Raw genomic sequence first — 12131 nt, forward strand, 5'->3', positions numbered from 1 at the left:
CTGGTAAATGAAGAATAGTGAATAATCTGTATCACCCGCGAGAAGGTCTCAGGGATACAGGCTGACAATCAAGGTGAATAAAAACGATGAAACCGCATCAGAAAAAACAGATTTCAATTGCCGTCGCGGTGATGGTGACGTTGGTATGCAGTGCAGCACAAGCGGCTGTGTCTATCGATCGGACCCGGGTTATTTTTGACGGTAACCATAAATCGATTTCACTCAATGTGAGCAATAATAATACCCAATTACCGTATTTGGCCCAGGGGTGGATAGAGAATCCCCAGGGGCAAAAGGTGACGTCCCCTTTAGTGGTACTCCCCCCAGTGCAGCGAATTGAACCGGGTAAGGCGAGTCAGGTGAAAATTGAGGCTCTGCCTGCGATCAGTGCATTACCACAAGACAGAGAGAGCCTATTCTACTTTAACCTGCGGGAAATTCCGCCAAAAACGGACAAGCCCAATACGTTGCAGATTGCGTTACAGACACGGGTGAAATTGTTTTATCGACCAAAAGCCATCATTCCTGAGAAAAATGCGGCGCCGTGGGAGGAAAAACTGACGTTGCAGAAACAGGGAGAACAGGTCTTAGTGAAAAATCCGACGCCGTATTACGTGACGTTAATTGCGGTGACGGGGACCACAAAGGCTGTGGCGGATTTTGCGCCCGTGATGCTCTCACCCTTCAGTGAGGACACGTTGGGCGTCAGTACATCCGTACTGGGTGACCATCCGATACTGACGTATATCAATGATTACGGCGGAAGACCGGCACTGAAATTCACTTGTCAGGGCACCGCCTGTCAGGTTGCCACACAACAATAAATGAACGCGGTTGGGGGAGTGCTGGATGATGAGCAAAAAACAGAAAAGATATGGGCAGATGGTCTGGTTTGCCAGTGTCATGGTCTACAGTCTCGCGGGTATCGCAGCAGAACCCCCGCCAGGGTTACTCATACCTGCGAATAACGCCGAGGTTGACGGCGCGAACGGTGTTTTGCATGTCACCGGGACACTGACGGAAAGTCCATGCCGATTAACCATGGCGTCTGCTGACCAGTCGGTTGTGATGGGAAATACCGAAACTGCGGCGCTTCGCGCCGTTGGCTCACGCGGTCAGCCGGTGTCTTTTCAGATTGAGCTGCAAGATTGTTTGGAAATGGTCAGTCTGCTCAGTAACCTCCAGACGGGGCAGACCGTTTGGAGCAGTACCCAACCGGCAGTGAAAATTCGCTTTACCGCCCCGACGGTACTGATGATGCCTAACGTGGCCCAGGTGCGCGGGGTTCAGGGCCTGGGGCTTGAAATTCATAATGCGCGGGGGCAGGTGCAGCCTTTGTACGCAGGGGGAACCGATAATCCGCGGTTGCTGGTGCCGGGACAGAATACCTTGACGTATAACGTAACGCCCGTCAGAACCCCAGGGGCACTGCAGGCGGGGGCTTACTCGGCCGTGATAACGTTTGAGATGTTATATGAATAGGGCGAACGGAGAGACCTCAGTGAAAAAGCAACGAGATTTAGGGAACTCGCGCCCGACTTACCGATGGATGCAAAGTGCGGTGACCGCGGTGTCGTTGTTGGCTTGCTCGGTGGGGCTGGCAGAAACCTATACCTTGACAGTGAAGGTGACGGTGGTGGAGAAAACCTGTGATATCAATAATAACCAGCCCATTAATGTTGTTCTGTCCGATGCGATGGACGGTGAGGCGCTGGTTATCCGCCGGATTGATGGGACTGCTTACGGTAAAACGGCCATACCTTATACCTTGCAGTGCGAGGATGCCGCGGAGAACCCTAAACTGAAATTGAAATTTACAGGGACACCGGCGGAGTTTAACACGGCCTATATGGGCACCAGTGAGGATAATCTGGGGCTGCGTTTTATGGCTGGGGAAACGAGTTGGGCATTCAACACCTGGACGCCGTTTAATTATAATTCGGCGCCATCATTGTGGGTGATCCCGGTTGTTTCGGGAAAAGGCGGGGTTGATGCGGGAACGTTTACGGCTTCCGGCACCTTGAGTGTGGAGTATCAGTAATGCGCAGAATATTTTCAGTGTACAACCGAGTTTTATTGCGAACCGCCTTCAGTCTACTGTCATTTGGCGCTCTTTTTATCGCGTTTGGGGGACAAGCGGTGCCCGTTAATTTCAGCGGTACCCTGATTGATAATCCGCCGTGTACGGTGAATAACGGTGACCCCGTGGATGTGCCGTTTGGTGAGGTGGGTATCACGAAAATTGACGGGGTGGCCTATGCCCAGTCATTGACACTGACCCTCAATTGTGACGCTTCCATGGACGGGGATACGGCTCTGTTTCTTCAGTATGATGGGATGGCGGCACCACCCAGTTTTGATAAGGATGCCTTACAGACTGACCGTGACGGATTGGGTATTCGGTTATACCGCAGCAGTGATTCTGGGGTGTTTCCGATTAACTCAGGGTATCTGATGACCCTGTCAGGCGGAAGTTCCACGTCGATAGGTCTGTACGCCGTACCGGTAAAGGCGGTAGGAGCTGATTTGCTGGAAGGGGACTTTACGGCAACGGCCACGTTTGAACTGCAGTATCCGTAGGGAGGGAGCATGAGAATATCACCCAAATCCGCCATGATGAGTTTGTTGATAGGATTACCGGTACTGGCTTCGGCGGCACCCGATGGCTCAGCCACGGTCAATTACAGTGGCAAGCTGATTGCGTTACCGTGCACCGTACAGCCGGTTATGTATGATTTGTATATTGATATGGGGGAGGTCTTTACTCAAAACTTGTATACCTACACTCGCACCCCTGGCACAGAATTTTCGTTTGTGTTAGAGGATTGCGACATCTCGCTCGGGAGTACGGTGACGGCGACCTTTTCAGGGGCACAAGTCAATGAACAGGGATTGTTGGCATTTGACAGTGACAGTATAGCCTCCGGCGCTTTAATCGGTCTGGAGACGCCAAGTGGTGTTCCGTTACGTATTGACGGCAGCACCGTGTATTCGGTTCCGTTGACGGAGGGGGATATGACGCTGAGGTTTAGGGCCTATGTGCAAGGCGACTCTGCGGCTATCGCGGCGAAGAGCATTACGCCGGGGTTATTTTGGGCGACGCTGACGTATGCGCTGAGTTATGAGTGAAGGGCAACAAACGGCTTGGCAGCAGGCATATGATTGGCTGTGTTATCAACGCCGATATGTGCCTGCAAATGCCGATGTGTGGCACTTACGCTTTCATTGGCATGAGAGAAAAGACGCCTTATATCAGCAAGTGATTGCAGGGCGGTACCGGTTAATGCCGATGCAACGGTTTGAGACCCGACAAGGAAGCGTGGTGATGTGGTCGGCGAGTGATGCGCTCGTGTTGAAATGGCTGACCTTGTGCATTGCGCCAACCCTGCCTAAGCACCCCAGATGTCGACATCTGAAAGGGCATGGCGGTGTAGCAGGCTCTTTACACAAAACCCGTGAAGCGTTAGCCAGTGGTCGCTATCGTTTTGTCTTTCGAACTGACATTCGTGGGTATTACGGGCATTTTCCAAAACAGCGATTGTGGAACTGGCTAAAACAGTGGATTCGACATGACGTTTATTTATCACTGCTTCATCAATACATCGACTACACGGTTGAACAGGGTGGTGAATTTTTTACGCCAACATCAGGGATTTGTCGAGGATGTTCGTTGAGTCCGCTTATTGGGGGCAGTTACCTTTACCATGTTGATGCCGAGCTCAGTGGGCATAAGGATATCGTGTATGAACGGTATATGGACGATTTTTTAGTGCTGTCAGCTAAGCGTTGGCCCTTGAAACGGGCAATTGCGCAATTAAACGGCTATTTGTCGGATGAGGGTTTTGAGCGGCATCCGAAGAAGACGCAGATAGGGCGGATCGAGAACGGGTTTAGTTGGCTGGGACGATGGTTTACGGAGAATTCGGAGGTGGTGATGAAGACAAAAGCGCTGTTGTGACGTGTTGCTTTGATTGCCAATATTTTACCAAAGTAAAATTGAATACTGAATGTGATAGTACCTCAGCTTTAGGAGCAGCTCTTGTGTGAAGGAGTGAGGATCGAGCTATGATAATTATCACATAATATAAACGTTATAATCGAAAAAACAAGATGAGGAATCGCTATGGCTGGATGGATTAAAGCGGGTAAGAATAACCGGGCAATGTTATGGGAAACCATCATCACCAGCTCGCTGGTGATGACGACCTCACCTGTGCTAGGTGAAATCTACTATGACTATAAACCTCGAGGAGGGTATGCGATAGAGATCAGACCGGTATCGGGGTTCGTGGGTCCGGTTCCCCCTATCAATGGTGACTGCTTGACAGGGGCAAATCCCTCCACTTCCGGATTTATCACTCCGTGTTCAAATCTCACCAATACGATGGTCTCCTGCTCCGTGTTTGTCCGAATCTCCTCTGCGTTCAACGTTACCACGGGCAAATATCTTTCATCGTCTGACGGGTATCTGGCAGTAAATCCGGGTAAATACCTCTATATGGATTCCGAGATATGGGGCCGTGATGCTCCCCCGAACGAAGCGCCTTACATGTGTACCGCGCACATAGGCGAGACTGCTCCTGTCAAGGTTTTGCCGGGAAAGGATTATGCCATCGTGTATAAGGACCAGGGGTTCACAGCCGGGGATCAACTGCGAATTTGCACTCAAGATAGATGGGCGAATTATGGAGGGAATTGGTTCAATTCAACGCACGGGTATGTAACGGGCGAAAGTAGCTGCTCTATTATCGGAACCCGTGCCGAAACGTGTACACTAGTTGGGCCCTTATCTATAGACCTGGGAATGGTCGGGCGAGGGGGGGCGACTGTTGGATCCGTTCTAGCGTCAATACGGTGCCCGTCGCCTAATATGGTATCGCTCCGAATAGCGTACCAAACTACCAACGACCGAATTATTATGTCTAACACGGTCAACGGAAGCGAGGTCTATGCTACGCTATCGATGCAAATTGATAACGGGAATAAAGTATCTGGATGGACTGGTATCGTCAACGGCGCGAGCGATGTTCTTTTTACCGCCGATATCTCCGATGCGGGAAATCAACCTGGAATTTTCGAGGGAAACGTCATTGTTCTTCTCAATAATCAATAAATATGCTGGCTTTTTGGGGGCGGTGTCGTTAATATTTTTTCCAGCCGTCAGTGTTCGGATTATTGAAGCGTCCGGTGAACCCCGCCTAGGGTTTAATGTCCAACGTAATACAATGGGGGGTGCAAATACCGACCCTCTCGGTTATGCTTCAGTTTCAACTTGTAATGGTCTAATAAACCGTAAGCGTCCGGTGAACCCCCGGCTCGCGAATTGCGTCTCCTTATCCGCGCAATGTTCCCTATCTGATGGAGGGGAAACACGATGCGTAATCAAAAAACACCTGAGCAGTGGCGAGAGCTGATCCATCGGCGGCAATTCTTTAATGGCTCCAATATCGAGTATTGTAAAAAACATCACATTTCCGTCAAAATGTTTTATAAAAAACGGGTTCAATTTGCCGCTAACGTTTTAAATGAGCTCGATCACACAACGGCGTCTGTCTCGGCGCCTTCGCATGCTGAGTCAACGGCGGGCCCACCTCGCTTTATTCCTGTCTTATCGTCTACCGCGCAATACTCAAATCCAGCAACGGCTCATTCAATGCAAACAAACTTCACCTATATTACCCGCACCCGGTGTGCTCACATTGCCAGCTTCGGTACCCATTTCTGATGGGGTATTGCTTCTTCAAGGGATAGCACCGTGCAAATGTTCGTAAATACCCCAACGGTTTATCTCTGTGCGGAGTTTGTCGACTTTCGCAAATCCATTAATGGCCTTGCAGCACTCGTCGAAGCCGAACTTAAATTGCCCGTTCTCAGCGGGGCTTTATTTGTCTTCTGTAATAAAGCCCGGGATAAATTAAAACTTTTGTACTGGGATCAAACGGGCTTTGCACCTTGGTATAAACGGTTAGATAAACAAAAATTTAAATGGCCGAAACTGCAAAGCTCGACCTTGAACTTAACGGAAGCGCAATTACAATGGCTGCTCTCCGGTTTTGATGTCATCGGGCACGCCCACATTGACCTCTATAATAAAGCTGTCCTTTAACTTGGATGATCGGTTGACGATCATCAATCACGTTGCGTTTAATTGACTTCTCAAACGGCGATTTCCGCTATAATCAGCGTCATGAATACCCTTGCCCAGCTACAACAGCAAATCGCTGAATTTAAAACGTTGCTCATCCAAAAGGATTTAGAAATTGCGCAGAAAGAAGCGCAGATTGCCTATTTGTATGAGCAGTTTATTTTGGTGCGACAAAACCAATTTGTGCCAAGTGCCGAGCACTTTGCGGGTCAAGGGGATTTGTTTAATGAAGCGGAAGTGATTGCGGACGAAGTGCCGCCTGAAGCCGAAAAACAGTCGATTAATTACACACGCAATAAACCTTCTGGCCATCCGCTCTCTAACGATTTACCTCGCGAACAGATTATTCATGATATCGAGGATAAAACGTGTGGTTGCTGTGGCCATGAATTACATCAAATGGGCGAAGATAAATCGGAAAAACTGGAATTTATCCCCGCACAAGTTAAAGTGATTGAACACATTCGTCCAAAATACACTTGTCGCCATTGTGAAAAGCATGAAACCGCCGTTCAAATCCGCCAAGCTCGCTTACCCGCGATACCCATTGATGTCAATGATCTTCAAAAAGTCCACCACAATGATCATTAAAAAATACTCCACCTAACACCTAAAAAAATAATCTCAATCTCGGTGTTTAAAACGATAAGATTCATTCCCTGTTTCAAGAATATGGCAATGGTGAACTAATCGATCTAATAATGCGTTTGTCATCTTTGTATCCGTGAATAATTTTGCCCATTCTGAAAATTCAAGGTTAGTTGTAATGATTAAACTCGTTTGTTCATGTAACTGACTGATAAAATGAAATAATAATGTCCCTCCTCGCTGACTAAAGGGTAAATAACCTAATTCATCGAGAATGACGACGTCCTGTTTCTGCATTTGCGGTGTTAACTTATAATTTTTGCTATCACTGTCTAACTCCAATTGATTCACTAATTCAAGCACATTCCAAAATCGAACTTTATACCCTTGCGTGGCAGCATGAAGCCCTAATGCTGTCGCCAGATGCGTTTTTCCTGTCCCTGGTCCACCGACAAACAGGATATTCTTTTTTTGTTTGACATAATCACCAATGATTAATAAATCGAGATGCGCTTGGTCAAGCGTACTGTGAGTAAAATTAAAATCACTAAAATGGCGTTGTTGGGGAAAGCGTCCTCGCTTTACCCTCGCTTCCGTCTGATTGATTTGCCGTTGAGTCATTTCGGCATTGAGCAGTTTTTCTAAAATATCCAACGTAGGCCTTTTTCGTCTGACGCCATCAATCACCACGTCATCAAAAGCCTCTGCCATCGTGCTGAGTTTGAGTGTTTTTAATGCATCGATATAATCTTGTCTTTCCATGGTTATTTCCTTACCAATAATTGGTCAAAGTGATTTAATGTTGCCACCGGAGGGCACGTTAACGGGATATGTTGAGATTCAAATTCAGGGATTGTCGGTTCAGTTAGCCGAAGAATAATATTCAGAACCGCTTCTACTGTGGGAACGCCTTGTTCTAAGGCAATCTCAGCCGCAGTAATACCGATGTCCTCACCAAAATCAGCAATTAAACTTAATAGCTTGACCATCGCTTTATCGCCTTTGGGCTGTGACATGAGGTGTTTTTGTAGCGTTTTGATGCATTCCGGTAAGGGCCAATGAATAAAGGGTTCACCGTGGCGTAATGCCCCCGGTTTTTTCGCCAAAGCCGATAAATAATGGTAAGGATTGTAGGTAGTTTGATTTTTTAAAAAGCTCCGCGGATGCTGAGTCACTTCTTCATGCTCATAAAAAATACGTAACGTATCCACTGTGATTTGAGCTGTAACAGCTTTCCCGATAAGATGGCAAGGCACGCTATACCGATGAGCATCAAATAAAATCAGTGAACAGGTATTCACAAGTAAACGCTCTGTTCGATAGCCTGAATAAGGGATGTAAGGTGAAAAAAGGCGCTGTTCTTTGATTAACCTCTCGTTGATTGTTTGGTGTTTATCGTCTTTCCAAGGCTGTTCTAACCGCTTTTGACATTTTGAGTGCAAATAGGTATTCAGTTCATCTAAGGAATCAAAGGCGAGCATGGGGATAAAAAAGCGTTTTCGTAACGTTTGGACTTGACGCTCAACTTGGCCTTTTTCCCAACCGGCAGCGGGCGTACAAGCAACAGGCTCGATTAAAAAATGGTTCATCATGGCGAGAAAAGCATCATTAAAAATGCGCTCTTTCCCTCGACCAATTTTTTTCACAATCGTTTGGGGATTATCGTAGATCCCCCGTTGGGGTATTCCACCGAAAAATTGAAAGGCATGATTATGGGCATCAATCAGCATTTCAACCGTTTGCCGTGGATAAGCTCTAACAAAATAAGCTTGGGAATGGCAAAGTCTAAAATGCGCCACATTTAGTTTAATGATTTCGCCTTGAATAGAGACTTTCTCATGGCTCCAATCAAATTGATAAGACTCCCCACACGGAAAGGACTGAGGAATAAAAACAGTTTTAACAGACTGATATTCATGATGAAACTTTTTAATAAAACGTGATACACAAGGGTATTTTCCTTCAAATCCAATGCTACATAGCCACTCAAAGTGGCGGACGGCAGAGAGTCGTTGATGTTTAGGCAATAACATTTGCGCTTCTAAACGGTCAATGAGGCGAGCTTTAAAAGGACCTAACTTAGGTGAAAGATAATTTTCACGCTGATAACGAGGGATTTCAGTTGAATTTAAATATTTACGAACAGTACGTCTATCGAGTTGTAATTTCTTAGCAATCTCCCGCTGAGAGAGCCTATCTTTATGAAAAAGACGTCGGACTTTGGTGATGGTTTCCATACAAAGCATTCCAAATTATCCCTTGCAAAAACAAGGAGTGTAGCAGAGCTATCAGGTGGATTATTTTTACACGATCTTTCCTGCCTAATTTGGTGGAGTTTTGCATGATCATTAACAGCCATCTTTATATTAAGATGGCTAAACCTATCAAAAATTCACACTAACCACATTCCCTACCCCGTACTCCAACTCATCTATGTTATCGGTATCCCACCGCTTCATTTATTCTCCCCTCTAAGGGAGGAAAGCGGCTTTACCCTTATTCTGTTGTCCTATCTACCCGCCCGTATGATAAACATATCCCCCACCGTAAAAAATTCCCCCTTGTTCAAGGCAAACATCACGTCCATAGCGTTCATAATCAAAATAGTGTGATAAGTTACCGAGTTGTGCTAAATCATAACAACCACTTTCTTCAAGCCAGTAATAGCCCAAATCGTAATCATTATTGACCCCCGATAATTGCTGGAAAGAATCTAAATTATCCGCTAAATGAATTAAATCATGGATTGAACTCGCTGAAGAACCGATTTCAATTGCCGCCTGATAAAGGTCAATTTCATCAGGCGATAACATGGCTAATTGGGTGGCTAACTCGTTCAACTCATCTAAAAGGCTATATTCTGAAATGTAAGAAGAAAGGCCATCAATTGAAGATTCATAGTCCGTCAAGAAATACTCTTCATAGTGAATACCATCAATACCAATCCGCATTAAACAGTGTTCGATCTCTTTTGAGGTTGCTGGAAGCTCAAGCCACTCACCAAGTAGTTCACCTTCGTTATATTTTCCTAAGTTCGTAATAAAAACAGAAATCATCCCCGATTTTAGGCATGGGGAAGCCGTTGCAGCTATGTGCATATTCATGTCCTATTATTGATGTATTGAGTTTTATTAATGGCGATATTTTGATAAAGGGATCTATTTCCCTTTAGAAGATGATATTGATATAAAAAGCTAATCAGCTGAAAAACAGGCAACTCACTTTAAAAATGATTAATGACGTTTTAGAGCAGGATAATGAGTTGCCTTACAGTCCCGATAACATGTTATGCTTTCTATCATGATTTCATTTTGCGCGGGTTAAAACGAAAAAAGCCCCTGTCTAATAAACTAGGGTCAGTTCATCAGGACAGAGGCTCTTGCTTTGGTGGAATATGGGTTACAAACTAAAATGCATTATAATAAAACTGTGATCATGATTACGTTTTTAGGCATAAGCTATTTCGAAATCACTTTATTTTGGCTTTCCAAATGTAAATAATCCATGTAGTCGGCATATTACCGCATTACTTGACTTCTCGTATTGCAAATGAATCTCCTATATGACATGGCTAAAGTCTTAGTGATTCATTGGATTATTCAACTTGGCAAAATCGAATGGCGAAATCGTTTGTTCCCGATTAGCATCCAAATAATCCGCCCACCATTGCACCATTAATCGGCGTTCATCAATATGTTCTGCCTTATGAATATAAGCAGCCCTCACTGAGTTACGTTCTTGGTGGCTCATTTGCCTTTCTACTGCATCCTTCGACCATAAACCTGATTCAACTAATGAACTACACGCCATCGTTCTAAAACCGTGTCCACAAATTTCAGTCTTCGTATCATAGCCCATCACACGTAAGGCTTTATTGACTGTATTTTCGCTCATAGGCTTAAAGGGATTATGAGCGCCCGTTAGGATCAATTCATGTTCACCCGTCCATGCCCAAATTTCTTTCAGTATAGTGATGGCTTGGTGGCTAAGGGGAACTAAATGCGGAGTGCGCATTTTAGCGCCTCTGTGAGAGAATTTAACGCCGGGTATAGGCTTTCGCTGAGCAGGAATAGTCCATAAGGCTTTATCGAAGTCAATTTCAGACCAACGAGCGTAGCGAAGTTCGCTTGACCTAATAAATACTAATAAATTTAACATTACGGCTAGGCGAGTGACGGGTTGCCCTTTATAAGCATCGATACGGGCAATGAGTTCAGGTAGACGGTCAAGGTTAAGAGCTGGACGGTGTTGGCGTTGTACGGTCGTTACAGCCCCTGCGGTATCAATGGCAGGGTTATAACCAATAATACCTGATTGCACCGCATAACGCATGACAGCAGCGATACGTTGCTGTAAACGCGCAGCTATCTCATAAATCTCTTTACTTTCTGCTGCACGGATAGGAATCAGTAGATCAGGTGTTTTGAGGGTGGTGATATCGCGTAATCCAATATAAGGAAATACATGCGACTCTAAACTTTTTAAAACCTTTTCACTGTGGGACTCTGACCACTTTTTATTACTGGCATGCCATTGCCTTGCAATTGCCTCAAAAGACAGGTTGGTATCTGTAACCGCTTTAGAGACACGCTTTTGCTCGCAGGGGTCAATACCGTCAGTAATCAGCTTTCTCGCTTCATCGCGTTTAAGCCTTGCTTCAGATAAAGACACATCAGGGTATAAACCCAATGCTAAGGTTTTCTCTTTACCTAAGTGGCGATAGCGTAATCGCCAGTACTTAGAACCATTAGTGTGAACCAATAAGTGCAATCCTGCACCATCGGTTAATTTGTAGGATTTTACGTCGGGTTTAGCGACCCGAATTTTAGCGTCAGTTAGAGCCATAGTGAGCTTCCTGAGGGATAAAATGGGTACAAAATTCTATCGAACTAGTGTATACCCGCAATTGTACCCACGCAATGAGGTTGATACGGGTAGAATCGAGTTGAATTCAGTTGAGTTGAAACTTTGGGAGAGTGTTGATTTTAGCGGGCGCTACAAACAAAAACAGACGTCGGTTGACGTCTGTTGATAATAAGGTGGTGCCCGGACTCAGAATAGAACTCGCAGTATAGTTTATTGATATACCTATAATTATCGAAAGTCAAAAACAAAAGAGCCCCCGTTAGGGCCCCGAGATGTTTTTGCATTGATTTTGAAGTCGAACAGGGTACTTTTCTGTTCCATCCTGAATTGCAGTTTGGGTTCGTAGCGCGGAATCGTACTGGTTACCTACTTCAAGGATGCTTTTTATCATCACTTAAGAATTTTAGCATAATTTTATCAAATTAATATTCTGCATTGGCATTGATAGATAATAGTAGAGTTCAGTTACATTAACATTGGATAGTAATGATACTTACACGTTAGTTAGACATTATGTAGGTGTTAAAAATAG

13 protein-coding genes and 1 pseudogene are annotated in these 12131 nt (G+C 45.4%); 10 read left to right on the forward strand and 4 right to left on the reverse strand.

All coding sequences use genetic code 11. The features are described from left to right. Positions 1 to 86: 86 nt before the first annotated feature. The 10 genes and pseudogenes from ACY3ZI_RS04740 to ACY3ZI_RS04785 form a co-directional block, all read left to right on the forward strand. Entirely contained in the window at positions 87 to 824 is a 738-nt protein-coding gene (locus ACY3ZI_RS04740) for a fimbria/pilus periplasmic chaperone (RefSeq protein ID WP_487376201.1), read from the forward strand. A gap of 25 nt (positions 825 to 849) precedes the next feature. Then, positions 850 to 1482, forward strand: coding sequence for a fimbrial protein (locus ACY3ZI_RS04745; RefSeq protein ID WP_487376203.1), 633 nt, complete (start codon positions 850 to 852; stop codon positions 1480 to 1482). A 19-nt stretch (positions 1483 to 1501) separates the two neighbouring features. Beyond that, entirely contained in the window at positions 1502 to 2041 is a 540-nt protein-coding gene (locus tag ACY3ZI_RS04750) for a fimbrial protein (protein ID WP_487376207.1), read from the forward strand. Next, positions 2041 to 2580, forward strand: coding sequence for a fimbrial protein (locus ACY3ZI_RS04755; protein ID WP_487376211.1), 540 nt, complete (start codon positions 2041 to 2043; stop codon positions 2578 to 2580). Before ACY3ZI_RS04750 ends, ACY3ZI_RS04755 begins: the two co-directional genes overlap by 1 nt. Positions 2581 to 2589: 9 nt before the next feature. Then, positions 2590 to 3129 (forward strand): fimbrial protein, encoded by a 540-nt coding sequence (locus ACY3ZI_RS04760; protein WP_487376213.1) that lies wholly within the window; start codon positions 2590 to 2592, stop codon positions 3127 to 3129. Continuing rightward, positions 3122 to 3958 carry a reverse transcriptase domain-containing protein gene (locus ACY3ZI_RS04765; protein ID WP_487376216.1) on the forward strand — a complete coding sequence of 279 codons (837 nt, stop codon included), beginning with the start codon at positions 3122 to 3124 and terminating at the stop codon, positions 3956 to 3958. The genes ACY3ZI_RS04760 and ACY3ZI_RS04765 overlap by 8 nt, the downstream gene beginning before the upstream one ends. A gap of 960 nt (positions 3959 to 4918) precedes the next feature. Beyond that, positions 4919 to 5113 (forward strand): hypothetical protein, encoded by a 195-nt coding sequence (locus tag ACY3ZI_RS04770; RefSeq protein ID WP_487376220.1) that lies wholly within the window; start codon positions 4919 to 4921, stop codon positions 5111 to 5113. A 261-nt stretch (positions 5114 to 5374) separates the two neighbouring features. Beyond that, positions 5375 to 5725, forward strand: coding sequence for a hypothetical protein (locus ACY3ZI_RS04775; RefSeq protein ID WP_487376222.1), 351 nt, complete (start codon positions 5375 to 5377; stop codon positions 5723 to 5725). Positions 5726 to 5761: 36 nt separating this feature from the next. After that, positions 5762 to 6106 carry an IS66 family insertion sequence element accessory protein TnpB gene (tnpB, locus tag ACY3ZI_RS04780; protein ID WP_487377446.1) on the forward strand — a complete coding sequence of 115 codons (345 nt, stop codon included), beginning with the start codon at positions 5762 to 5764 and terminating at the stop codon, positions 6104 to 6106. 81 nt (positions 6107 to 6187) lie between these two features. Next, positions 6188 to 6697, forward strand: a pseudogene (locus ACY3ZI_RS04785) (IS66 family transposase zinc-finger binding domain-containing protein); the annotation flags it as partial. Positions 6698 to 6769: 72 nt separating this feature from the next. Here the strand turns inward: ACY3ZI_RS04785 and istB are convergent. The 4 genes from istB to ACY3ZI_RS04805 form a co-directional block, all read right to left on the reverse strand. Next, positions 6770 to 7495 (reverse strand): IS21-like element helper ATPase IstB, encoded by a 726-nt coding sequence (gene istB, locus ACY3ZI_RS04790; RefSeq protein WP_487376225.1) that lies wholly within the window; start codon positions 7493 to 7495, stop codon positions 6770 to 6772. Between the two features lie 2 nt (positions 7496 to 7497). After that, positions 7498 to 8979, reverse strand: a complete 1482-nt coding sequence (gene istA, locus ACY3ZI_RS04795; protein ID WP_487376228.1) for an IS21 family transposase — start codon at positions 8977 to 8979, stop codon at positions 7498 to 7500. Positions 8980 to 9246: 267 nt separating this feature from the next. Continuing rightward, positions 9247 to 9831, reverse strand: coding sequence for an antirestriction protein ArdA (locus ACY3ZI_RS04800; protein WP_487376231.1), 585 nt, complete (start codon positions 9829 to 9831; stop codon positions 9247 to 9249). Positions 9832 to 10312: 481 nt separating this feature from the next. After that, positions 10313 to 11578, reverse strand: a complete 1266-nt coding sequence (locus ACY3ZI_RS04805) for a tyrosine-type recombinase/integrase (RefSeq protein WP_487376234.1) — start codon at positions 11576 to 11578, stop codon at positions 10313 to 10315. Between the last annotated feature and the right edge of the window lie 553 nt (positions 11579 to 12131).

The organism is Providencia sp. LY12, from assembly GCF_057621555.1.